The following is a 23,424-nucleotide window of genomic DNA, read 5'->3' as shown; positions in this document are numbered from 1 at the left end:
GCCGCGACGGCAGGTGCTGGCGCGGGCAGCGGCCGCGGCGAGGGAAGCGGTGGCGGCGCATCGACCGTCGGTAGCACGGTGGGTTGCGGCGCCTGCGTCCGGGCGCGCTCGGCCGGGCGATCGAGCGGGCGCGGCGCTTCGGGCTCAGGCGGCTTGTCGAGCGGCAGCAGCGTGACGACGATCGGCCGGTCGCGCACGGGCGGGGGCGGCGAAACGGCCTCGCGGACCGTCAGCAGAATGACGAGCGCCGCGATGTAAAGCGCTGCGACCAAGGCAATCGACACGGCCCGGCGGCGGTTGGTGATCGGCACATAAGCCGCCCGTTCGAACGCGATCGATTCCATGGTGGCAACCTAGCGCAATTCTCGCCCCGGTCCTGCCTCTTCCAAAACCGTTGGCGTCGAGAGGCGTCGAGACACGGATGCCGGGCCGCGTCGCTTGTGGCCTGTTTCTCGACTTCGCTCGAAACCAACGGGAGGCCAGAATCGAAACGCCCGATCAGGCCGCGCGCTTCTCCAGCGCCGACGCTGCCTCGGCCATCAGCGTGGCGATGATCTCGGCGACGGGCTCCTCCTGCGTGACCATGCCGACCGATTGCCCGGCCATCAGCGATCCCTGCTCGACATCGCCGTCGATCACCGCGCGGCGCAGGGCGCCCGCCCAATAATGCTCGATCTGGAGCTGCGCCGCGCCCATGTCGACTTCGCCCGCGTCGAGCGCGGCAGCGACTTCGCGCTGCTTGGCAAGGAACCGCTCGGCGCCGGCGTTCTTCAGCGCGCGCACCGGGATGACCGGCAGGCGCGGATCGATCTGGACGCTCGCGATCGCATCGCGGGCCGAGGCGCGGAAGAACGCCTTCTTGAAGTTCGGGTGGGCAATACTCTCGGTCGCGCAGGCGAAGCGCGTGCCGAGCTGCACCCCCGCCGCGCCCATGTCGAGATAGGCGGCAATCGCCTCGCCGCGCCCGATCCCACCCGCGACGAACACCGGCACTTGCGCCGCGACTTCGGGCAGGATCTCCTGCGCGAGCACGCTGGTCGATACCGGGCCGATATGGCCGCCCGCTTCCATCCCCTCGACCACGAGCGCATCGACGCCCGAGCGGATCAGTTTCTTGGCCATCACCAGCGCAGGCGCAAAGCAGATCACCTTGGCGCCCGCCGCTTTGATCGCATCGATCGACCCAGCGGGCGGCAAACCGCCTGCGAGCACGATATGCGTGACGCTGTGCTTGGCGCAGACGTCGATCAGGTCGGTCAGCTGCGGGTGCATCGTGATCAGGTTCACGCCAAACGGCTTCGACGTGAGCGCCTTGGTCGCGGCAATCTCGGCATCGAGCAACTCAGGCGACATCGCCCCGCAGGCTATGAGGCCAAATCCGCCCGCGTTGGAGATCGCCGAGACGAGGTTGCGTTCCGACACCCACGACATCGCCCCGCAGATGATCGCGACGTCGCTGCCCAGAAACGCGCAACCGCGCGCCATGCGGCGGGCGAGACGCTCGGCGAAAAGGTTCACGCCGCCTCCTCCGCATCCAGCCCATAGGCCGTGTGCAGCACACGCACCGCGAGTTCGGTTTCGTCCTCGTCGATCAGCACGCTGACCTTGATCTCGCTCGTCGTGATCGCCTGGATGTTGATGCCGCGTGCGCCCAGCGTCTTGAACATCGTCGCCGCCACACCCGCGTGGCTGCGCATGCCGACGCCGACGACCGTGATCTTCGCGACCCGCGTGTCGTGCACCATCTTGGTATAGCCGATCGACGCCGCTGCCTTGGTCAGCACGTCGAGCGAGCGCGCGAGATCGGCAGCGGGCACCGTAAAGGTCACGTCGGTCGATCCGCTCGAATGCGCGATGTTCTGGACGATCATGTCGACGTTGATCCCGGCTTCGGCGAGCGGGGTGAATATCGATCCCACCGCGCCGGGCCGGTCGGGCACGTCGGTCAGCGTGATCTTCGCTTCGTTCTTGTCGTGCGCGATGCCGGTGATGAGCTGGCGTTCCATATCCCCAAGTTCCTCTTCGCTCACGATCAGGGTGCCGGTGTCGTCGTCGCCATCGACGAAGGAGGAGAGCACGCGGATGCGCACGCCTTCCTTCATCGCGAGCCCGACCGAGCGCGTCTGCAAGACTTTCGCGCCGACGCTCGCCAGTTCGAGCATTTCTTCATAGGTCACGCGCTGGAGCTTGCGGGCGCGCGGGACGATCCGCGGGTCGGTGGTGTAGACGCCGTCGACGTCGGTGTAGATGTCGCAGCGATCGGCCTTCATCGCCGCCGCCACTGCGACTGCCGAGGTGTCGGAGCCGCCGCGCCCGAGCGTCGAGACGCGGCCTTCGCTCACGCCCTGAAAGCCGGGAATCACCGCGACCTCGCCGGTCGCCAGCGCCGCTTCCATGTCGATCGTCTCGATCCGGGCGCTGGCGTGGGCGGCATTGGTTTCGATCGGCAATTGCCAGCCGAGCCAGCTGCGCGCGGGTACGCCGATCGCCTGCAGCGCGATCGCGAGCAGCCCGCTCGTCACTTGTTCGCCCGAGGCGACCACCACGTCATATTCGCGCGGATCGTAGAGCGAAGATGCTTCGCGGCAGAAATTGACCAGCCGGTCGGTCTCGCCCGCCATCGCCGAGACGACGACCGCGACCTGATGCCCGGCGTCGACCTCGCGCTTCACGCGCGCGGCAACGGCCCGGATGCGCTCGATCCCGGCCATCGACGTGCCGCCGAACTTCATCACGATACGGGCCATCGACGGTACACGCGTCCTTTGAGCTTTGAAGCGCGCGCTGTTACTGGCGGGGCGCTGCAAAGGCAAGGTTGCTCAAGCTGGGGACGCAATGACCGACACGACGATCAACCCGAACGAAGCCGCGCACTTCGGCAAGCTCGCTGCCGACTGGTGGAATCCCAAGGGCTCGTCGGCGATGCTCCACCGGCTCAATCCGGTGCGGCTGGGCTATCTGCGCGAACGGATCGACGCGCATTGGGGCGAGGATGCCAGCGGCTTCACGCCGCTCGCGGGCAAGCGCGCGCTCGATGTAGGCTGCGGCGCCGGGCTGTTGTGCGAGCCTTTGGCGCGGCTGGGGGCGGCCGTGACCGGGCTCGATGCGGCGCCCGAGAACATCGAAGCCGCCAAGGCGCATGCGGCGCTGTCGGGGCTTGAGATCGACTATCGTACCGGGTCGGTGGAGGACTTGTCGGACGAGAGCTTCGATCTCGTCACCAGCATGGAAGTGATCGAGCATGTTACCGATCCGGCGGCGTTCGTCGCGGGACTGGCGGTGGCGCTGGCCCCCGGCGGGCTGCTGGTGCTCTCGACCCCCAACCGCACGATGCTGTCGCGCCTCGCGCTGGTGACGCTCGCCGAAGGGACCGGCCAAATCCCGCGCGGCACACACGACTGGAGCCAGTTCCTGAAGCCCGAGGAACTGACCGGCCTGATCGAAGGCGCCGGGCTGGAGCTGGTCGAAACGCGCGGCCTCAGCTTCTCGCCGCTCAAGGGCTTCGTGATGAGCGACGACCTGAGCCTCGACTATTTCGTGACGGCGACGCGGGCGGGTTGAGTTGGCCTGCCCGTCCACCGACATCCTGGCGATCACCACTGTCATCCCCGCGAAGGCGGGGATCCATATCGGCTGCAGGTGCGGCCCCCTCCAGCGCGGGTGATTATGGATTCCCGCCTTCGCGGGAATGACGAAGATGGCTCAAAGGTGAGGCCTGTCCCCCTCACGCCATCACATTGCGGCCCCGGCTCACGATCGCGGTATGCCCGACGCTTGCCGCCATCGACTTCGCCTTGATCGTGTCGACGAAGATCCAGTCGTTGCTCACCCGCTCGGGCGTGATCGTCATCGCCATGTAACCGCGCCGCGAGGTGTCGCACCACTTCAGCTCGGGATTGGCCTTGACCAGCGCCGCCGCGACCGTCTTCGGATCGATGCCGATCGCGCTTTCATAGCCGGGCGAGGTCACGCCGTGGCCGGCGAATTCGACGCCCGCGGCCTTGCCGTCCTGCTGCAGGTCATAGGCCCAGCCATTATGGCTGTCGCCCGAGATGACGACCAGATTGGCGCCTGCCCCCTGCGCCATCTTCAGGAAGCGCGCGCGCGCCGCCGGATAGCCGCCCCAGCTGTCGTAATTGAGCGGCAAGCCGGCCTTGGCCGCCGCGATGCCGGCGAGCACATAGTTGCGCGAACGTTGCGGCGCGTCCGGCGCGAGCCAGCCCGCGGCCGCCTCGGGCATCACGGTGTTGCCCATGATCGTGCCGAAGCCGACCACCTGCCAGCGCTGCCCGGCCTTCACCGACGCGCGGACGCCGTGCGCCAGCCAATCCTCCTGCTGCGACCCCATCATCGTCATCGCCGGATTCTGCCAGGCGCCGTCGCGGAATTCGGTCAGCGCCTTGGTGATGTTCAGATTCTTGAACAGCGGCGCGATGTCGGCTTCCTTGGTGCGGCCGAGCAGCCGCGTCTCGGTGCGGAACAGCGTGGCGAGCGTGCCGATATCATAAGCCTTATAGGGCTCGTCCGACACTGGCATCCATTCGCGATAGACCTGGATCGCGGCAGCGCGACGCACGGCCCAATCGCCTTCTTCGGCCTGGTGATTCTGCGCGCCGCCTTCCCAGCTGTCGTTCGCCGATTCGTGATCGTCCCACTGGACGATCATCGGCACCAGCTGGTGGAGCTTCTGGAGATCGGGGTCGGCGCGGTAGCTGGCGTAGCGCAGCCGGTAATCGGCGAGGCGGAACATCTCGGTCGCGGGTTCGGGCTGGCGCCCGGCAACCGCATCCTTGGCCGCCGGATAATCGCCCGTCGGATATTCGTAGAGATAATCGCCGAGGTGGATCGCGAGGTCGATGTCGTTGCGCGCGGCAGCATGCGCATAGGCATTGAAATAGCCGAACGGCAGGTTCGAGCAGGAAAAGATCGCTGCCTTGAACGACCGCGTCGGCCCGACCGGCAAAGTCTTGGTGCGGCCCACCGGCGAGAAGCTGCCGTCGGGGGCGACGAAGCGGTAGTAATAGACCGTCGCGGGCTTCAGCCCGCCGACAGTGATCTTCGACGTCCAGTCGCGCCAAGGCCCGATGATCTGCTCGCCCGAGCCCGCGATCTTGACGAAATCGGGGGTTTCGGACAGGTCGACGCGGAGCTGGGCGGTGTCGCCCGTCGTCGGCACATAGCGCGTCCACAGCAACATCGAGTCGGCCATCGGCTCGCCGCTGGCGACCGAATGGGTAAAGCCGCGCGCAGTCGACACCGTCGGCGTCTGGGCAAAGCCCGGGACGGCAAAGGCGCCGATACCCAGCGTGCCCGTCATGATGAACGAACGGCGATCGATCCTGATGGTCATGGCTTTCCCCTGTCGACGAAGTGCAGGCTGCTACTGCGCCTTCGATATGGCTGATTCGTGACAGCGACGCCACGGGACGATCGGTGGCGCTGGCTGATCGTCGCGCTGGGCGTCGCGGCGCTGCTGGTCGGGCTGGCGATGCTGCGGCCGATCGATCATGACGAAAGCCAATATGTCGCCGCCGCGCTGCTGTCGGCGCGCGGGCTGCCCTATCGCGATTTCGCCTATCTGCAGACGCCGCTCCAGCCGATGCTGCTGGCACCCTTGGCCGTGCTGGCGGGCGGCTGGACGTGCCCCGTACTGCGCGCCGTCAATGCGCTGTTCGGGGCAGTGATGCTTGCCGCCTGCTTCGGTGCCGCGCGCGCGGGCGGGGCCGATGCGCGCCGGGCCGGGCTTGCGATCGGGTTGATGGCGTGCTGCGACATCTTCCTGTTCACCAGCGCAGTCGCGCGCAACGACGCGCTGCCCGCGGCGCTGCTCGCGCTCGCGCTCTGGCTGATCGTGCGGCAGGCGCAGGATCGCGGAGGCGCGGGCTCGGCCTTGGCGACCGGCTTTCTGCTTGCGAGCGCGGCCGCAGCGAAAATCTCGTTCGCGCTGCCCGCGGTGGCCTATGGCGCCTATGCGCTGGTCGATCGGCGCCACCGCCCTGCCCTTCTGCTGGCGGGCGCCGCGCCGGTCGCGCTGGCGATGCTGTGGATCTACGCGCAGGCGCCAGATGCCTTCATCTTCGGCGTGTTCACTTTCCCTGCCAAGGCGCCCGCCGAATGGTATTTGGCGCAGCAAATGCCGTGGAAACTGAGCCTGACCGGCAAGGCGCTCGACACGATCAAGTTCCTCGCGCTCGGCCCGGCACTGATGGCGCTGGTGATTGCCGCGCGCTTTCCGGGATCGGCACGGATCGAGCGGCTGCTCGACCTGATGATCGCCGCCGGGCTGGTCGCCGCGCTGCTGCCCGAGCCGACGTGGCGGCAGTATCTGCTCCCGGTGCTGCCGCCGCTGTTCGTCCGGCTGGCGCTGGTGTGGCAGCGCGTGCCGCCGGGGCGCGGGGCGCGGATTGCGGCGGTGATCTTCGCGATCGGGGGGCTGGCGCCTTCCGTCGAGGCGATCATCAAGGCGACGCGCGGCGTGCCGATGGCGGTGGCGCTCGATCAGGGTCGCGCGTTGGGGGCGAGCTTTAGGGCGGCGGGCGGCAAGGGACCGGTCGCAACGCTGTCGCCGCAACTGCTGCCCGCCGCTGGGCTCGAGATCGACCCGCGCTTTGCCGCCGGGCCGTTTTACTTCCGCAGTCTTGCGCTGCTCGATGCCGCCGACGAGCGGCGCTTCCACCTCGTCTCGCGCAACCGGCTCGATGCCGCCGCGCCGCTCAGCGCAATCCTAGTCGGCGGCGAAGGCGCTTGGACGGCGGGCGAGGCGAGCGACGACGCGCCACTGATCGCCTATGCCCGCGCGCGCGGGTGGCGGCGGATCGACATCCCCGGCGGGCGGCTGACGCTGTACCTGCGGCCGCGTCAGGCTGCGACGCGCTGACGGCGCGGCAGCAGCGCCTCGTAATAAGCGATCAGGTCGCGGACATGCTCGACATCGGTGCGCACGCGCGTCGCGGCCACCGTCGCCGCGCGCCGCAGCAGCGCTGGATCGCGGTTCAGCAGCCGCCCGATGGCTTCGGCCGCCGCACCGGCATCGCGCGCACGGTAAAGCTCGGCGCAGTGGCGGTCGGCGACTTCGGCACAACCGCCGCTGTCGGGGACGATCAGCGGCAGGCCCGATGCCATCGCTTCCGACGCGACCAGCCCGAAGGGTTCGGCTTCAGAGGCATGGATCAGCGCGTCGCTGCTCGCCATGATCGCGGCCAGCCGCGCGCGATCGTACATCGGGCGGCGCAGGCAGATGTTGGGCGCGCCGGCCGCCAGCCGTTCGAGCCGCCGCCGCTCATAGCCGTCGCCGATCAGCACCAGCCCGATCCGTCGCGACCGGCTCGCGCGGCGGACCGCCTCGATCACCAGCGGCCAGCGCTTTTCGGGGTGATGTCGCCCGATCCCGAGCAGCAGATGCGCGTCCGGCCCCAGCCCGCAATCGGCGAGCAGATCGGCGCGCAGCCGCTCGTCGCGCAGGGCAGGCGAGAAATGCCCGCGCTCGATACCGAGCGGCATCGCCCCGTCGATCCGCACCCCGCGCGCCGTCAGCCGCTTCGCAAGCGCCGGGCCGTTGGTGAGCACCGCGTCGTAATGCGCCAGGAAGCGCGACATATAGCGGCTGTACCAGGCAAAGCTGCGCTCGATCGCCTCGGGTGCGGCGAAGCGTTCGAACCAGCGCATCGGATAGGCGGCGACGTTATCGTTGTGCATGAAGAACACGCGCCGCGCGCTGCCCTGCCACTTGCCGACGATCCACGCCGGGCGCCACGGCGACGATGCCTCGACGATGTCGGGCGCCAGCCGGTCGAGCAGCGCGTGGATGGGGGCCGCATCCCAGAACAGCCCGTAATTGGCGTCGAACGGCATCCCCGGCGCCTTCACATAGATGATCCGTCCGCCGCGGCGATCGTCGACCCAGTCGCGGCGGCCGGGGGCGATCACGATCAGCTCGTGCCCCATGTCCGCCATCACCGCCATCTTGCGGTCGATGTAGGTGCGCACCCCGCCGCCGGTCGGCGAATAGAATTCGTTGACGTCGACGATCCGCATCGCCCGCGCGCTATTGCTTCAGCGGCGACAGGCCGCTCAGCCCGCGCAGATATTGCGCCTTGATCGTCACATTGGTGATCCCCGACCCGGCCTCGACCGTCGAGGCGCCGATCTTGGGCTTGCTGGCGCCGATGCGGGCATTGCTGGTGATGCCTGCGCCATCCGACCAGAGGTTGAACTTGTTCTTGCCGTCGCGGTCATGGGTAAAGAACAGACCGTAGCTGCCGGCCCGCGGCACGCGGATGCAGATTTCGACCGGGCCGGCAGCGGGCGTATCGGCCCAGACGCGGCGGAAGATCTTGCCTTCCTTGATCAGGTCGCGGTCGTCGCGCAGAAAATCATTGGCGGTCGCAGGATAGAGTTCGAGCTTCAACCGACCTTTGCGATCCTTCAACCCGGTTATCGTGGCGAGGATCGCCGGCCCGTCATTGGCGTCGCACGCGGCGGCATCACTGCCCAGCACGGGGCCTCCCCTGGCTGCCAGCGGACTTGCCGACACCAGCAAGGCCAGCAACGAAGCGGCAACGGCGAAACGGACCATCAGTTTTTCCTAACCAGCGCAAACAGGCCGAACACAATGGTCAGCGCGATGTGGATCAGCAGCGTGAACGCTGCCGTCACCGCGACCAGGCTCGACAGGCCCGCCTCCTGCCCGACGAAGAAGATCGCAAAATTGGCGAAAAGAAGGTCTTTGTTCGGCACCAAGGGCAACCGCCCCACCAGCATCCGCCCGGCCGACAGCAGCATGAGGCTGCCGATCGCGACATCGGGCCGGCCGAAATGCCATACCAGCGCAATCAGCAATGCCGCCGCCAGCAGGCGCGCGCTGTGTACCCAGAACACCCACCACAGCGTCGCGCGCGGCAGCGAAAAGACGCGTTTCGAAAAGATCAAGAAGGGCAGCGACGCGGCGATCACCACGAGCACCGAAATCACCACCGATCGCGCCACCGGCGGCGGCAGCGCGCCGTAAGCAAATGGCAAGGCCAGCAGCACCAGCAGCAAGGTCGCGGCATTGCCGGCGATTGCCGACATGATGCTGACATCCTTCACCGCGCCAAAGGGCGCTGCGACCATCGTCGCCCGGGTCCGCGCCCAGGCGTAGAAATAGGCTTCGCCGGCGTAGCCGAGCACCACTTCGTTCGCGATGCCCTTTTTCAGCAACGCCACGAGACCTTCGGGCGGAATCCGCCACAGCCGACGGAAGATGATGTAGTCGCCCAGCGGCACCGTGAGATAGAGCGCGACCGACATGACATAGAACATCGGGTCGCGTGGGATCGCACCATTCAGACCTGCAAGGCCACCGCCGAACAACGCGCGCGCGATCCCCAACAGCATTGCCGCCGTGATCAGCCCGCCCGCGACGATCGACCAGCGGCTCGGCGGGTCGGTGGGAAGCGCGGCCGGCGCCGCATTTCCCATCGTCATCGGTTCGGCAATCGGCGCGGGCATCGACGCATGATCCTCAAAGGGCGACACCCTCGACAGGCGGTGGCGCGACATGCCCTAGAGTTGCGGCGTAAAAACGGCAGCGCGCCGCGCGGCAATCTGGGCACGGCGCAGCGGCGCATCAACCCGGCGCGGCATAGGGGTCAGGCGGCAGGCTTCACGGCGTCGGGGTGCGCCGCGGCAAAGGCCGGCAGCGCGTTCGCCGCCGCATCGATCGCCACCAGCCGCGGATAAGCGTCGAGCGGCAGCGCGAACCGGCGGGCGTTATACATTTGCGGCACCAGGCAGAGATCGGCGATGCCCGGCGCGTCGCCGCCCAGAAAAGGTCCCGCGCCCGCCACTTGCTCAAGCGCGGCAAAGCCGGTCGCGATCCAATGGCGATACCAGTCGTCCTTGGCCGCCTGATCGGCGCCGAACTGCGTTTCGAGCCGCTTCAGCACGCGCATATTGTCGATCGGATGGATGTCAGCGACGATCAGCATTGCCTGCGACAGCGTGTGGGCGCGCGCCATCGGTTCGGTCGGATACAGCGGCGGATGCGGATAGGTCGCGTCGATCCAGTCGATGATGGCCATGCTCTGCGTAATCGGCACGCTATCGACCTCGAGCGTGGGCACCAGCCCTTGCGGATTGCGCGCGCGATTGTCGGCGCTCAACTGCTCGGCGGCGACCAGATTGACCGGCACGCGCTCATAATCAACGCCCTTCAACGCCAGCGCGATCCGCACGCGATAGCTTGCCGATGACCGCCAGTAATCGAACAGCCGCAGCTTCACGCAGCAACCTCGTCATGCGGGCGCTCCGAATTGCGCTCCAGCGCGACCTTGATCATCGCGACCATCGGATCGGCCAGCGCCAGACCGAGCACCCCGAACAGCGTACTCGCCAGAATCTGCGACGACAGCGTCAGTGCGGGGGGCATGTCGACGGTGTTGCGCGCAATCATCGGGATGACGACATAGCCGTCGAAATTCTGGATCGCGAAATAGATGACGATGGCCCAGATGCCTTGCTCATAACCCGCCGAAAAGCCGACCGCGACCATCAGCGCGCCCGACACCAACGCGCCGATATTGGGAATGAACGCCAGCATGCCGGTAATGATGCCGAGCAGCAGCGCCATCGGCACGCCGGCCGCCCACAGCGCCAGCCAGATCAGCACGCCTTCGACCAGCATGCCGAGCAACCGCCCGGCAAGCAGGCGCCGCATCGTCAGCGCCATGCGGTCCATCGTGATTGCCCATTCGGCGCGCATGTCCGACGGCACCAGCCATTCGAGCCCGCGTTCGTAGAGCCGCGGCTCCATGGCCACGAACAGCCCGATCACGAGCACCATCAGCAAGCTGGCGATGGCGCCGACGGCAGTGCCGACGAATGATGTCAGCCGCCCGAACGATCCCATCGCCTGCTGGAGCAGCCCGTTCACATCGGCGCGGTCGGGCATCATCCCATGCTCGGCGGCCCAGGCGAACAGGCGGTCGGCCTGCACCGACAGCGTCGCGCGCAACTGCGCGAACTGGTCGGCGACCTGCACCCCGGTCATGAACACCACGATCGTGATGAAGGCGATCGTCAGCACCACGACGATCATCAACCGCCAGCCGCGCGCAATCGGCAACACCCGGCCGAGCAGCCGCACGCCGCCGTCGAGCATCGATGCAAACACCAGCCCGCCGAAGATGATCAGCAACGGCTGGATCAGCAGCACGACCAGCGCCATTGCGGCGGCAAGCCCGAGCCAGACGCTCGCGCGCTTCAGCTCCTGCCGGACGAAGGGATCGCGCAGTTCATTGGGGCCCGGCCCCTGCACCAGATCGTCGAGCGCGGCCTCTTCGCTCATGATCGCGCGCCTATTTGACGCGCGGGGCGTGCAGCGACACGCCCGCACGGCCACCGCGGAACGACTGGCCCCAGGTCAGCGGGTTCCACGTCCCTTCGCCGGTCTTCGAATAGGTGATGAACTCGGCGCGCCCGCCCAGATTTTCCCATGGCACCGGTCCGCCGAGCCCGAGCTGCGCAACCGGGAAGCGGCTGTCGGCGCTGCGATCACGGTTGTCGCCCATCACGAAGACATGGTCGGGCGGCACCACGACGGGGCCGTAAAAATCACCATCGCTGCGCCCCAGCTCGACCGTGTCGTAACGGCGGCCATTGGGCAATGTTTCGGTGATGACCGGCAGCTTGCAATGTTTGACGCCGTCGGCGCCGATGGTCATCGCATCGGGCGAATATTCGCTCGCGTCGCAGGTCAGCTTGCCTTCGCCGGGAATCGTCACGCCGCCATAGGCGCGGACGTCGACATAATGCAGCGGGCCGCGCTCGACCGGCTTGCCGTTCAGGATCAGCACCCCGTCGCGCACTTCCACCTTGTCGCCGGGCAGGCCGACGACGCGCTTGATATAGTCCGAATTTACGCCCGGCGGCGAGATGATCACGACATCGCCGCGCTCAGGCAAACGACCAAGCAGTCGCCCCTTGATGAAGGGCAGGACGTGGAACGTCGGCGAGATGTAGGAATAGCCATAGGGGAATTTGGAGACGACGAGCTGATCGCCGACCAGCAGCCCCGGCAACATCGATTCCGACGGAATGTAGAAAGGCTTTGCCACGAACGTATGGAAGCCGAGCACGGCGAGCACCAGGCAGAAAATGCCCTTCAGTTCGGCGGCCCAATCGGTCTTGCCCTTCGCCGCCTTGCCATCGGGCGCTGCAGATTGCTGCTCTGGTCCGGCTTCCAACGCCACGTCCTCACTCGCCATAACTTCGACCTTTAACGCGCCACTGCCTCGATCACCACGAACGCCTGGGCCCAGGGATGGTCATCGGTCAGCGACAAAAATATCCGCGCGGCGTGCCCTTGCGGCGTGATCGCGTCAAGCCTTGCGAGCGCGCCGCCGGTCAGCGCGAGTGTCGGCGCGCCCGATGGAGCGTTGATGACGCCGATATCGCGCATGAACACCCCACGCTTGAATCCGGTCCCGACCGCTTTGGAAAAGGCTTCCTTGGCGGCGAAGCGCTTGGCGAGCGTGCCCGCCCTGGTGAAGGGGCGCGCCGCTGCCTTGGCGCGCTCGACATCGGTGAACACGCGCGCCTCGAACCGGTCACCGAAGCGGTCGAGCGAGGCCTGGATACGCTCGATATTGCAGAGGTCCGAACCGATGCCGATGATCAACGCGCCGCGTCCATCGCTGCCCGCATCGTCCGTACCGCCTCGCCCAGCCCGGTGAAGATCGCTTCACCGATCAGGAAATGGCCGATATTGAGTTCGCGCACCTGCGGGATCGCGGCGATCGGAGCGACATTGTCGAAGGTCAGCCCGTGGCCGGCATGGACCTCGATCCCGTTCTTGGCGGCGAGCGCGGCGGCATCGGAGAGGCGGCGGAGCTCGGCCGTCTGTGCTTCGCCCGCGAGCTCGGCATAGCGCCCGGTATGGAGTTCGACCACCGGCGCGCCGAGCGACACGGCGGCGGCGATCTGGGCGGCATCGGGTTCGATGAAGAGCGACACCCGCACGCCTGCCTCGCGCAACGCCCGCAACATCGGCGCGAGGTGATCATGCTGTCCGGCGGCGTCGAGCCCGCCTTCGGTGGTCCGCTCCTCGCGCTTTTCCGGAACGATGCACGCGGCGTGCGGGCGGTGGCGCAGCGCGATACCGAGCATCTCCTCGGTCGCGGCCATTTCCAGATTGAGCGGGATCGTCAGCCCCGCCGCCAGCCGGGCGATATCGTCATCGGTGATGTGCCGCCGGTCCTCGCGCAGATGCGCGGTGATGCCGTCGGCGCCAGCCTCCGCCGCCAGCAACGCCGCGCGCACCGGATCGGGATAGCCGACTCCGCGCGCATTGCGCACGGTCGCAACGTGATCGATGTTGACCCCCAGCCGAAGACGATCATCGTCAGCGCGGCGAAATTGATCGGTCACTGCAGCCCCCGGCTGCCCGGCTTGACCGGCGGGATCGCCGCCAGTTCGGGCGGCAGCGCGTCCGCGGGATAGGCGGGAATGTCGAGCTTGCACAGCGACACCAGCGGCACGCCGACATCGGCCGTCCCGTTCGACCGGTCAATGATGCAGGCGGCGCCCAGCAATTCGCCGGGATGCTGGCGGATCGCGGCGATGCATTCGCGCGACGACAGGCCAGTCGTCACCAGATCCTCGACCATCACCACGCGCGCACCCGCCGGAATCTCGAAATTGCGGCGCAGTTCGAATTGCCCGTCGACGCGCTCGACGAAGATCGCCTTGCAGCCCAGCGCGCGCGCGGTCTCGTACCCCGGAATGATGCCGCCCATCGCCGGCGAGACGACAAGGTCGACCGGCCCGAAGGCCGCGGTGATCCGCTCGGCAAGCGCGCGCGCCAGGCGCTCGGTGCGGACCGGGTCCTGAAATACCAGCATCTTTTGCAGGAACACCGGTGAGCGAAGGCCTGACGACAGGATGAAATGCCCCTCCATCAGCGCATTTGCCGCCCTGAATTCGTCGAGCACCTCGGCTTCGGTCATCGATCTTTTCGCCTTTGCACAGGGCTGAAACTGCCCGTTTTCGAACGCGGTTGATAGAGTCGTGGTTCTGGCTGCGCAATCGGAGCGGGACGACCCTGACCCAAAAAACGTATGCGATGTGCTTGAGGCTGCGGACAGGGCTGCGTATAGGCCCTGCCATAGAGGCGCGCTTGCGCGTGACCGCTCGCATCGCGAGCACTCCAAAGTTGGGGCGACAACGACTGATGTTGAAAATTGGGCGAAACAAGGGATTGATCGCGGCACTGGCCGCCACGGGGTTGATGCTCGGCGGCATCGGCCATGCCCAGGCACCGGCCACCGCACCCGCGCCGACCACGCAAGCCGTAACGGTCGATGCGGCCAAACCGGCGCCGACCACCGCTGCTCCCGCCGCCCCCGAAGCGACCAATCCGCTGCTCGCGGTCGATGGCGGCCCGGACGTTCCCATCGACCCCAAGATCGGTCAGCCCGTCGACGGCTGGATCGACGTGCAGCAGCAAGTGACGCCGACCGGCAAGCGCGCCGCATGGATGCATGATTCGATTCTTGTGCCGGTGATCACGGCAATTTCGCTGTTTGTGCTCGGGCTGCTGGTCTGGGTCGTGCTGCGCTACCGCCGCGCTGCCAACCCGGTCGCGTCGAAGACGTCGCACAACACCATGATCGAAGTGATCTGGACGCTGGCGCCGGTGATCATTCTCGTCGGCATTGCGGTGCCATCGATCGGGCTGCTGCAGGCGCAGTACAAGCCCGCGCCGTCGAACGCGATCACGCTGAAGGCGATCGGCAACCAGTGGTACTGGAGCTATCAATACCCCGACAACGGCGGCTTTGAAATCACCGCCAACATGCTGAAGGAAAAGGGCGAAGTTGCCGCCGGCGAACGCGCGCGCACCGATGCCGACGGCCCGCCACTGCTCGCCACCGATAACCGCGTCGTGCTGCCGGTCGGTGTGCCGATCAAGCTGCTGACGACCTCGGCCGATGTCATCCACGCGTGGGCGATGCCCGCCTTCTGGATCAAGCTCGACGCGATCCCGGGCCGGATCAACGAAACCAGCTTCACCATCCAGAAGCCGGGGGTCTATTTCGGCCAGTGTTCGGAACTGTGCGGCTCGCGCCACGGTTACATGCCGATCACGGTCGTTGCCGTCGACAAGGCGACCTTCGACCAGTGGGTGGTCGCCAAGGGCGGCACGGTGAAGGGCGCGGCATCTGCCGCCGCCCCGGCCGCTGCGGCACCGGCCGCCATTCCTGCCGCTGCCACCTCGAACACCACTGCGCCGGCACCCGCCGCTGCACCTTCGGACAAGTAAGCCATGACCGACACCGCTCTCCACCCCACGGCTTTCCAGGCGCATGGCGACGATCATGCGCATCATGACGCCGATCACCTGCCCGGTTTCTTCGCGCGTTGGTTCATGTCGACCAACCACAAGGACATTGGCACGCTCTACCTGATCTTCGCGATCGTGGCAGGCATCATCGGCGGCGCGATCTCGGGCATGATGCGCTTCGAACTGGCGCAACCGGGCCTGCAATATCTGCCGCAATGGGCAACGATGCTGTCGGGCGGCAGTGCGGCATCGCTCGATGAGTCGCTTCACCTCTGGAACGTGCTGATCACCGCGCATGGTCTGATTATGGTGTTCTTCATGGTCATGCCGGCGATGATCGGCGGCTTCGGCAACTGGTTCGTCCCGATCATGATCGGCGCGCCGGACATGGCGTTCCCGCGCATGAACAACATCAGCTTCTGGCTGCTGATCCCGGCGTTCGTTCTGCTGCTGGCCTCGCCCTTCTTCGGCGGTGCGGGCACTGGCTGGACGGTCTATGCGCCGTTGTCGACGCAGGACAAGAGCCCGGCGGTCGACATGGCGATCCTGTCGCTGCACCTGGCGGGCGCGAGCTCGATCCTGGGCGCAATCAACTTCATCACCACCATCTTCAACATGCGCGCACCGGGCATGACGCTGCACAAGATGCCGCTGTTCGTCTGGTCGGTGCTCGTCACGGCCTTCCTGCTGCTGCTCTCGCTGCCGGTGCTGGCGGCGGCGATCACGATGCTGCTGACCGACCGCAATTTCGGCACGACCTTCTTCGATCCGGCCGGCGGCGGCGATCCGGTGCTGTACCAGCATCTGTTCTGGTTCTTCGGCCACCCCGAAGTGTACATCATGATCCTGCCGGGCTTCGGCATCGTCAGCCATGTCATCTCGACCTTCTCGAAGAAGCCGATCTTCGGCTATCTCGGCATGGCCTATGCGATGGTCGCGATCGGGGTGGTCGGCTTCATCGTGTGGGCGCACCACATGTTCACCACCGGCCTCAGCGTGAACGTGAAGATGTACTTCACCGCCGCGACGATGGTGATCGCGGTGCCGACCGGCATCAAGATCTTCAGCTGGATCGCGACGATGTGGGGCGGTTCGCTGACCTTCAAGACGCCGATGCTGTGGGCGATCGGGTTCATCTTCATGTTCACCGTCGGCGGCGTCACCGGCGTGGTGCTCGCCAACGGCGGCATCGACGATTACATGCAGGACACTTATTACGTCGTCGCGCACTTCCACTATGTGCTGTCGCTCGGCGCGGTGTTCAGCCTGTTCGCCGGCTTCTCCTACTGGTTCCCGAAAATGTCGGGCCGGATGATGAACGAGGCGCTCGGCCAGATCCATTTCTGGATGTTCTTCGTCGGCGTGAACCTGCTGTTCTTCCCGATGCACTTCCTGGGTCTGCAGGGCATGCCGCGTCGCATCCCGGATTATTCGCCGGCCTTTGCCAAGTACAATGAATGGGCATCGCTCGGTTACATGATCATGGCCGCGAGCATGGTGTTCTTCTTCGCCAATGTGATCTGGTCGCTGCTGGCAGGCCGCAAGGCCGAGGACAGCCCGTGGGGCGAAGGTGCGACGACGCTCGAATGGACGCTGTCGAGCCCGCCGCCGTTCCACCAGTTCGAAACGCTGCCGGTGATCGACGCCGACGCGCGGCATTGATCTTCCCTTAGCCCTCTCCCGCTTGCGGGAGAGGGTCGGGTGAGGGCCATTGGGAAAAGACCACCCTCACCGACTTCGACTCGGCAGCAAGCTGCCGAGTCTGCCTAGCCTCTCCCGCCCGCGGGAGAGGATTTTGGAATTTGCACATGACGACCACGCTGACCGCGAACGCTGCCCCGATCACCGCCGACTGGCGCGATTTCTTTGCGCTGACCAAGCCGCGCGTGATGCGGTCGGTGGTGTTCACCGGGCTGTGCGGGATGCTCGCCGCTCCTGCCGCTTTGCCGTTGCCGATTGCCTTTACCGCGATCCTCAGCATTGCGCTGGCGGCCGGGGCAGCGGGCACGCTGAACCAGTGGTATGAAGGCGATATCGACGCGCTGATGAAGCGCACCGCCAACCGCCCGATTCCGGCGGGCCGAATCGATCCCGACACCGCTTTCCAGTTCGGCGTCGGCGTCGGGGTGTTCAGCGTGCTGCTGATGGGTCTGGCGGTCAACATCGCCGCCGCCGCGCTGCTCGCTGCCTCGATCCTGTTCTACGTTGTGGTCTACACGATCGGGCTGAAGCGCTTCACGCCGCAAAACATCGTCATCGGTGGTGCTGCCGGTGCCTTTCCGCCGCTGATCGGCTGGGTAGCTGCAACCGGCAGCGTGTCGCTGCTGCCGATCCTGATGTTCGCGCTGATTTTCCTGTGGACCCCGCCGCATAGCTGGGCGCTCGCGCTGCTGATCCGTGACGATTACGCCAAGGGCGGCGTGCCGATGATGCCGGTCGTCGCGGGCGCCCGCGCGACGCGGTGGCAGATGCTTGGCTATGCTGTGGCGATGGCGGTGATCGCGGTCGCGCCTTGGCCGCTCGGGCTGGCCGGCGCGCTTTACGGCATCGTCGCGCTCGTTGCGTCGGCAGTGTTCGTCGGCCTGACCGGCTGGGTGGTTGCCGCAGCGGCCCCCACCCCGGCCGAGATGAAGGCCGAGCGCGTGTTGTTCGTCTATTCGATCTTCTATGTGCTGGCGATGTTCGGCGCGATCGTCGTCGATCGGTGGGTCGCGTGACGCCGGAGGAAGAAGACCTGGTCCGCGCGCGGCAGAAGTCGCGCTCGCTGGTGATGGCGCTGATCCTCGGCGGCCTCGCCGTGCTGTTCTTCGCGATCACCATCGTCAAGATCAAGGGCGGCCACGCATGAACCGCAAGCTGCGCACTGCCGTGCTGGCCGGTGTCGGCGTCTGCTGCATGACCGGCCTCGGCTATGCGAGCGTGCCGCTCTATCGCATGTTCTGCCAGGTGACCGGATTGAACGGCACCACGCAGCGCGGGCTGGCCGCCCCCGGCGCGATCGACCGGCAAGTCCGGGTGGATTTCGACGCCAATGTCGACCCCAAGCTCAAATGGACGTTCCAGCCGGTGCAGCGGTCCGAAACGGTGAAGATCGGCGCGCGCAACATGGCGTTCTTCACCGCCACCAATAACACCGATCATGAAATCACCGGCAGCGCGACCTTCAATGTCTCGCCTGCGCAGGCCGGTCTGTATTTCACCAAGATCCAGTGCTTCTGCTTCAACCAGCAGACGCTGAAGCCCGGCGAAACCGTGCGGATGCCGGTGATCTTCTTCGTCGACCCGAAAATCGCCAGCGATCCTGACGCGCGCGACGTCAACACAATCACGCTCAGCTACACCTTCTACCCAGTGGATTCGCCCGCGCCCAAAGGCTAAAGCGCATTCAAACGACATCTTTCACGGGAAACGACGATGGCCGGTGCCAAGAACCACGATTACCACATCCTGCCCCCCAGCATCTGGCCGTTGATGGGGTCGATGGCCGCGCTGACCCTGGCGGCGGGCGGCATCATGTGGATGCACAAGGCCGACCCGAGCGGAATCGTCTTTTACGCAGGGCTGGCCGGCGTGCTGGCGACGATGTTCTTCTGGTGGCGCGACGTGGTCCGGGAAGCCCATGCCGGCGATCATACCCCGGTCGTGCAGCTGCACATGCGTTACGGCATGATCCTGTTCATCGCGTCCGAAGTGATGTTTTTCGTCGGCTGGTTCTGGGCGTTCTTCGACTTTTCGCTGTTTCCCGCTCCGGTGGAATTCGTCGGCGGCCAGGTAACCCGGCTGACCGAAACCGTTGCCAATGTCGCGGGCCAGTGGCCGCCCAAGGGCATCGAAGTCATCAACCCGTTCGGCTTCCCGCTGCTGAACACGGTCATCCTGCTGCTGTCGGGCACCACCGTTACCTGGGCGCACCATGCGCTGCTCCACAACGATCGTGAGGGGCTGAAGAAGGGGCTGTGGATCACGATCATCCTCGGCGCGATCTTCAGCACGATCCAGGCCTATGAATATGCCGAGGCGCCGTTCCACTTCGCGGGCCTGAACTATGGCGCGTCGTTCTTCATGGCGACGGGCTTCCACGGCTTCCACGTGCTGGTCGGCACCATCTTCCTCGCCGTGTGCCTGGCGCGCGTCTATGCTGGTCACTTCACGCCGCGCCAGCATTTCGGCTTCGAAGCCGCTGCCTGGTACTGGCATTTCGTCGACGTCGTCTGGCTGTTCCTGTTCGTCTCGATCTATGTCTGGGGCGGCGCGGGCGCACCCGTTCACGCCGGTTGAGGTGACCCCGCCGGGGACACCCCCACCGACACCGACGGAAGTCGCGTTACAGGGTCTGTGCCCGCGCTGCGGCAGCCGGACCCTGTTCCGTAGCTGGACACAATTCGCTGATCGTTGCGGCGCCTGTGGTCTCGACCTGTCGAGCTTCAACGTCGGGGACGGCCCCGCAGCGTTCCTGACACTGATTATCGGCGCGGTCATCGTGGCGCTGGCGATCACCGTCGAACTGAGCTTCAGCCCGCCCTTCTGGGTACACATCATCCTCTGGCTGCCGTTGACGGCGGCGGCGGTGATCGGCTCGTTGCGGCTGGCGAAGGCCGCATTGATCAGCCTCGAATTTCGCAACGCCGCCGCCGAAGGGCGAATCAAGGACCGATGAACCGCCCGCCGATCATCCCGACAATCATCGTCGCGCTCGCGGTCGCGGTGATGATCGCGCTTGGCGTGTGGCAGCTGCGCCGCGCCGACGAAAAGGCGGTGGTGCTGAAAACACTCGCCGAGAACCAGCAATTGCCGCCGATTGCTTTCCCGGCGATCCCGATCGGCGACCAACTGCTGTTCCGCAAGGCGAGCGCCTTTTGCCTCAGTGTCACTGGCTGGACGACCCAGTCCGGCCGCGACGCGCAAGGCAAGAACGGCTGGCGCAAAATCGCTCAGTGCCGGACCGGCGCCGAAGGCCCCGGCTTTCAGGTCCAGATGGGCATCGGCAGCGATCCCAATGCCCAGCCGGTTTGGAAGGGCGGCAAGGTGCGCGGCTATATCACCCACGCGCCGAGCAGCGATCCGCTGATCGTGACGATGCTCGGCGGTGGCGGCCCCAAATCGCTGATGCTGATCGCCGATGCGCCGCTGCCGGGCCTGCGCGCCAACCCCGCGCCGGATTTGTCGGCGGTGCCCAACAATCACCTCGCTTATGCCGTGCAGTGGTTCATCTTCGCGGGGATCGCGGTCGTCATTTATCTGGTTGCGCTGCGGCGGCGCACGCTTGCCCCGCGCACCCCGTCCCAGTAACCCCGGACCCCATGCAGTATCGCAGCACGCGTGGGCGCGCGCCTCTTCTCGATTTTCAGGGCGTAACGCTCGCCGGGCTTGCCAGCGACGGCGGGCTTTATGTGCCGCAGACTTGGCCGACGCTGTCGCGCGATCAGATCGCTGGCCTTGCCGGGCTCGATTACGTCGAAACCGCCGTCCGCGTGATGGCGCCCTTCACCGACGGCGTGCTCGCCGAGGATGATTTGCGGGCGCTGTGCCGCCAGGCCTATGGCCGCTTTGCCCATGCCGCCGTCGCCCCGCTCGTCCAGCTCGACGCACAGCACTGGCTGCTCGAGCTGTTCCACGGTCCGACGCTCGCCTTCAAAGATGTCGCGCTGCAACTGCTCGGGCTGATGTTCGAACGGTTCCTGAAAGGCAGCGACACGCCGCTGACGGTGATCGGCGCGACCAGCGGCGACACCGGATCGGCGGCGATCGACGCGCTGGCGGGGCGCGCGGGGCTGGACATCTTCATGCTCCATCCGCTCGGGCGCGTCAGCGACGTTCAGCGCCGCCAGATGACGACGGTGCTCGCCCCCAACGTCCATAACATCGCGATCGAAGGCAGCTTCGACGATGCGCAGGCGCTGGTGAAGGCGATGTTCAACGACGCCGGTTTCGCCGCGCGGTTCAATCTGGGCGCGGTCAATTCGATCAACTGGGCGCGGCTGATGGCGCAGGTGGTCTATTACTTCTACTCGGCCGTCCGGCTCGGAGCGCCCGACCGCGCGGTCGCTTTCTCGGTGCCGACCGGGAATTTCGGCGATGTCTTTGCAGGCTATGTTGCTGCCAGGATGGGGCTGCCGGTCGCGAAGCTGATCGTCGCGACCAACGTCAACGACATCCTCCACCGCGCGCTGTCGAGCGGCGACTATTCGGTCGGCAGCCTGACGCCGACGGCGTCGCCGTCGATGGACATTCAGGTGTCGAGCAATTTCGAACGGCTGCTGTTCGATCTCGGCGGGCGCGACGGCGCGGCGACGGCGGCGCAGATGGCGGGCTTCGAGGCGACCAAGACGATGGCGCTCACCCCCGAGCAGCGCGCCGGGGCGAGCCTGTTCCACAGCGACCGGATCGACGCCGACGAGATGGCAATGGCAATGCGTTGGGCGCATGACGCGGCGGGCGAAGTGATTGACCCGCACACCGCCATCGGGCTGGCGGCGGCGCGGCGCGCGGGGATCGAGGGCGTGCCGGTGGTGACGCTCGCCACTGCGCATCCGGCCAAGTTCCGCGACGCGGTCGAGCGCGCGACCGGTGTGCGCCCTGCCCTGCCCGCGCGGGTCGGGGAATTGTTCGAGCGCGAGGAACGCTACGACACGCTGCCTGCGACCTTTGCGGCGGTGACCGACTATGTGGCCGCGCGGGCGAAGGCGTGACGCTGCTCACCCTCGTTGCCGAGCCCTGGAGCGATTACGGGCTGGTGGATTCGGGCAACGGCCGCAAGCTCGAACGCTATGGCCGTTTCCGCTTCATCCGCCCCGAGCCGCAGGCGATGTGGGGCCCCGCCTCCGATAGCTGGGATGCCGACGGCGAATTCATCGCCGCGTCGGACGAGGATGGCGGCGGCCGCTGGGACTTGTCGCGCGACGTGCCGCGCGGCGGCTGGCATGTGCGGTGGGAGGAATTGCTGTTCCTCGCGCAGAACACCCCGTTCCGCCACCTCGCCTTCTTCCCCGACATGGCACCGCAATGGGCATGGATGCGCGAGCACGTCGCCGAGGGCGACGAAGTGATGAACCTGTTCGGCTATACCGGCGTCGGCACGCTCGCGCTGGCGGGCAAGGGCGCGAAAATGACGCATGTCGATGCATCGAAGAAATCGGTCGAGGCGGGCAAGGCCAATGCTTTCCTGTCGGACATGGCCGACCGCCCGATCCGCTGGATGGTCGACGATGCTGCGAAGTTCGCGGCGCGCGAAGTGCGGCGCGGGCGGCGCTACGACGGGATTTTCCTCGATCCGCCCAAGTTCGGGCGCGGGCCGGACGGCGAGGTCTGGCGGCTGGAGGAAGGCCTGCCGGGCCTGATCGCCGATTGCCGGCGGCTGATGGATGGCGAGAGCAAGTTCCTGGTGCTGACGGTCTATGCGGTGCGGATGTCGGCACTCGCGATCGGCGAGCTGCTGCGCCAGGCGATGGACGGGCTGGGCGGGACGGTCGAGGTGGGGGAGATGGCCGTGCGTGAGGAAGCGCGTGGGCTGCTGCTGCCGACGGCGATCTTTGCGCGGTGGTCGAAGTAAGGTTGGTTCACGCAAAGAACGCGAAGAACGCGAAGAGTTAGTCGCTTGGGGCGACGGAGGGTCTTTGGTTGGCCAAGTTGGCGTGTGGGTTTACAACCCGCTTCAAGCCTTCACGAAAGGTTGCGCCGCCAAAGTTCATCAGCAACCCTAAGCGCAAGTCCATGAAGCGCAGATAAGTGAATAGTTGCTTGCCGTGGACCGGCAACAACCGGTCGGTCGATTTGAGTTCGATCAACAATTGATTTCCGACTAATAGGTCGGCGCGAAACCCAGCATCAATCGTCAGGCTTTCGTACCGTATCGCAATGAGCTTTTGCCGCTCGACTGCCAATCCTCGCTGCACAAGGACGTGCGCCAGCACGGCCTCATAAGCCGATTCGAGCAAACCAGGCCCAAGCTCCTGATGAATCTTCAGCCCTGCATCGACCGCGATCGCGGCCATCGCTTCGACATCCATCCTGCCCCCTTTGCGTTCTTCGCGTTCTTTGCGTGAAAAAACTTCTCCCGCCGCCCTTCGCGAAACTTCGCGCCTTCGCGTGAATCAATCTACCCC

The 23,424-nt window shown here is 66.3% G+C and carries 25 protein-coding genes and 1 pseudogene; 12 read left to right on the top strand and 14 right to left on the bottom strand.

The window, feature by feature from the left end; all coding sequences use genetic code 11:
- The 3 genes and pseudogenes from AX672_RS14195 to AX672_RS14185 all read right to left on the bottom strand — a co-directional run.
- A pseudogene (locus AX672_RS14195) lies at window positions 1–344 on the bottom strand (hypothetical protein); the annotation flags it as partial.
- A gap of 154 nt (window positions 345–498) precedes the next feature.
- Window positions 499–1,485 (bottom strand): NAD(P)H-dependent flavin oxidoreductase, encoded by a 987-nt coding sequence (locus AX672_RS14190; RefSeq protein ID WP_066652284.1) that lies wholly within the window; start codon window positions 1,483–1,485, stop codon window positions 499–501.
- 29 nt (window positions 1,486–1,514) lie between these two features.
- The gene (locus tag AX672_RS14185; RefSeq protein WP_066652283.1) at window positions 1,515–2,747 is read right to left on the bottom strand and encodes an aspartate kinase; all 1,233 of its coding nucleotides are present in this window, start codon (window positions 2,745–2,747) and stop codon (window positions 1,515–1,517) included.
- A gap of 88 nt (window positions 2,748–2,835) precedes the next feature.
- Between AX672_RS14185 and ubiG the strand changes: the two genes are divergently transcribed.
- Entirely contained in the window at window positions 2,836–3,561 is a 726-nt protein-coding gene (gene ubiG / locus AX672_RS14180; RefSeq protein ID WP_066652281.1) for a bifunctional 2-polyprenyl-6-hydroxyphenol methylase/3-demethylubiquinol 3-O-methyltransferase UbiG, read from the top strand.
- Between the two features lie 163 nt (window positions 3,562–3,724).
- Here the strand turns inward: ubiG and AX672_RS14175 are convergent, their stop codons facing one another.
- Entirely contained in the window at window positions 3,725–5,350 is a 1,626-nt protein-coding gene (locus AX672_RS14175; protein WP_066652279.1) for an alkaline phosphatase D family protein, read from the bottom strand.
- 57 nt (window positions 5,351–5,407) lie between these two features.
- Between AX672_RS14175 and AX672_RS14170 the strand changes: the two genes are divergently transcribed.
- Entirely contained in the window at window positions 5,408–6,877 is a 1,470-nt protein-coding gene (locus AX672_RS14170; RefSeq protein ID WP_066652277.1) for a glycosyltransferase family 39 protein, read from the top strand.
- On the opposite strand, the gene AX672_RS14165 is transcribed toward AX672_RS14170, so the two are convergent.
- From AX672_RS14165 to pyrE, 9 genes are all read right to left on the bottom strand, one after another.
- A complete protein-coding gene (locus AX672_RS14165; RefSeq protein ID WP_066652276.1) occupies window positions 6,859–8,034 on the bottom strand; it encodes a glycosyltransferase in 1,176 nt (391 codons plus the stop codon). The genes AX672_RS14170 and AX672_RS14165 overlap by 19 nt on opposite strands.
- A 10-nt stretch (window positions 8,035–8,044) precedes the next feature.
- Complete coding sequence (locus tag AX672_RS14160) at window positions 8,045–8,575, bottom strand: DUF2141 domain-containing protein (protein ID WP_066652275.1); 531 nt, start codon at window positions 8,573–8,575, stop codon at window positions 8,045–8,047.
- Complete coding sequence (locus AX672_RS14155) at window positions 8,575–9,489, bottom strand: hypothetical protein (protein WP_066652289.1); 915 nt, start codon at window positions 9,487–9,489, stop codon at window positions 8,575–8,577. Before AX672_RS14155 ends, AX672_RS14160 begins: the two co-directional genes overlap by 1 nt.
- Before the next feature lie 140 nt (window positions 9,490–9,629).
- Window positions 9,630–10,256 (bottom strand): maleylacetoacetate isomerase, encoded by a 627-nt coding sequence (gene maiA / locus AX672_RS14150; protein WP_066652285.1) that lies wholly within the window; start codon window positions 10,254–10,256, stop codon window positions 9,630–9,632.
- A 2-nt stretch (window positions 10,257–10,258) separates the two neighbouring features.
- A complete protein-coding gene (locus AX672_RS14145) occupies window positions 10,259–11,326 on the bottom strand; it encodes an AI-2E family transporter (protein ID WP_066652274.1) in 1,068 nt (355 codons plus the stop codon).
- Between the two features lie 10 nt (window positions 11,327–11,336).
- Entirely contained in the window at window positions 11,337–12,245 is a 909-nt protein-coding gene (lepB, locus tag AX672_RS14140) for a signal peptidase I (RefSeq protein WP_066652273.1), read from the bottom strand.
- Between the two features lie 11 nt (window positions 12,246–12,256).
- Window positions 12,257–12,658, bottom strand: coding sequence for a holo-ACP synthase (gene acpS, locus AX672_RS14135; RefSeq protein WP_066652272.1), 402 nt, complete (start codon window positions 12,656–12,658; stop codon window positions 12,257–12,259).
- The gene (locus tag AX672_RS14130; RefSeq protein ID WP_066652271.1) at window positions 12,655–13,407 is read right to left on the bottom strand and encodes a pyridoxine 5'-phosphate synthase; all 753 of its coding nucleotides are present in this window, start codon (window positions 13,405–13,407) and stop codon (window positions 12,655–12,657) included. Before AX672_RS14130 ends, acpS begins: the two co-directional genes overlap by 4 nt.
- A complete protein-coding gene (pyrE, locus tag AX672_RS14125) occupies window positions 13,404–13,985 on the bottom strand; it encodes an orotate phosphoribosyltransferase (RefSeq protein ID WP_066652270.1) in 582 nt (193 codons plus the stop codon). Before pyrE ends, AX672_RS14130 begins: the two co-directional genes overlap by 4 nt.
- Window positions 13,986–14,209: 224 nt before the next feature.
- On the opposite strand from pyrE, the gene coxB reads away from it, so the two are divergent.
- From coxB to AX672_RS14080, 10 genes are all read left to right on the top strand, one after another.
- Complete coding sequence (gene coxB / locus AX672_RS14120) at window positions 14,210–15,301, top strand: cytochrome c oxidase subunit II (RefSeq protein ID WP_066652269.1); 1,092 nt, start codon at window positions 14,210–14,212, stop codon at window positions 15,299–15,301.
- A gap of 3 nt (window positions 15,302–15,304) precedes the next feature.
- A complete protein-coding gene (gene ctaD, locus AX672_RS14115; protein WP_066652268.1) occupies window positions 15,305–16,984 on the top strand; it encodes a cytochrome c oxidase subunit I in 1,680 nt (559 codons plus the stop codon).
- 146 nt (window positions 16,985–17,130) lie between these two features.
- Window positions 17,131–18,039: a heme o synthase gene (locus AX672_RS14110; RefSeq protein WP_066652266.1), complete on the top strand. Its 909-nt coding sequence runs from the start codon at window positions 17,131–17,133 to the stop codon at window positions 18,037–18,039.
- Window positions 18,036–18,170: a hypothetical protein gene (locus AX672_RS19210; protein WP_269454052.1), complete on the top strand. Its 135-nt coding sequence runs from the start codon at window positions 18,036–18,038 to the stop codon at window positions 18,168–18,170. Before AX672_RS14110 ends, AX672_RS19210 begins: the two co-directional genes overlap by 4 nt.
- Window positions 18,167–18,700, top strand: a complete 534-nt coding sequence (locus AX672_RS14105) for a cytochrome c oxidase assembly protein (RefSeq protein ID WP_066652265.1) — start codon at window positions 18,167–18,169, stop codon at window positions 18,698–18,700. Before AX672_RS19210 ends, AX672_RS14105 begins: the two co-directional genes overlap by 4 nt.
- Window positions 18,701–18,736: 36 nt before the next feature.
- Window positions 18,737–19,600, top strand: a complete 864-nt coding sequence (locus tag AX672_RS14100; RefSeq protein WP_066652264.1) for a cytochrome c oxidase subunit 3 — start codon at window positions 18,737–18,739, stop codon at window positions 19,598–19,600.
- 1 nt (window position 19,601) lies between these two features.
- Entirely contained in the window at window positions 19,602–19,979 is a 378-nt protein-coding gene (locus tag AX672_RS14095; protein ID WP_066652263.1) for a DUF983 domain-containing protein, read from the top strand.
- Window positions 19,976–20,611 carry an SURF1 family cytochrome oxidase biogenesis protein gene (locus AX672_RS14090; protein ID WP_066652262.1) on the top strand — a complete coding sequence of 212 codons (636 nt, stop codon included), beginning with the start codon at window positions 19,976–19,978 and terminating at the stop codon, window positions 20,609–20,611. Before AX672_RS14095 ends, AX672_RS14090 begins: the two co-directional genes overlap by 4 nt.
- 11 nt (window positions 20,612–20,622) lie before the next feature.
- Window positions 20,623–22,011: a threonine synthase gene (gene thrC / locus AX672_RS14085; protein ID WP_066652260.1), complete on the top strand. Its 1,389-nt coding sequence runs from the start codon at window positions 20,623–20,625 to the stop codon at window positions 22,009–22,011.
- A complete protein-coding gene (locus tag AX672_RS14080) occupies window positions 22,008–22,871 on the top strand; it encodes a class I SAM-dependent methyltransferase (RefSeq protein ID WP_066652258.1) in 864 nt (287 codons plus the stop codon). Before thrC ends, AX672_RS14080 begins: the two co-directional genes overlap by 4 nt.
- Before the next feature lie 37 nt (window positions 22,872–22,908).
- Here AX672_RS14080 and AX672_RS14075 read toward each other — a convergent pair whose 3' ends face one another.
- The gene (locus tag AX672_RS14075; RefSeq protein WP_066652256.1) at window positions 22,909–23,328 is read right to left on the bottom strand and encodes a GxxExxY protein; all 420 of its coding nucleotides are present in this window, start codon (window positions 23,326–23,328) and stop codon (window positions 22,909–22,911) included.
- Window positions 23,329–23,424: the final 96 nt, after the last annotated feature.

The organism is Sphingomonas sp. CCH10-B3 (assembly GCF_001556185.1).
Classification (GTDB): domain Bacteria; phylum Pseudomonadota; class Alphaproteobacteria; order Sphingomonadales; family Sphingomonadaceae; genus Sphingomonas; species Sphingomonas aquatica.
The sequence above is the reverse complement of the archived record's forward strand: the minus strand, read 5'-3'. Positions and strand labels throughout refer to the sequence as shown.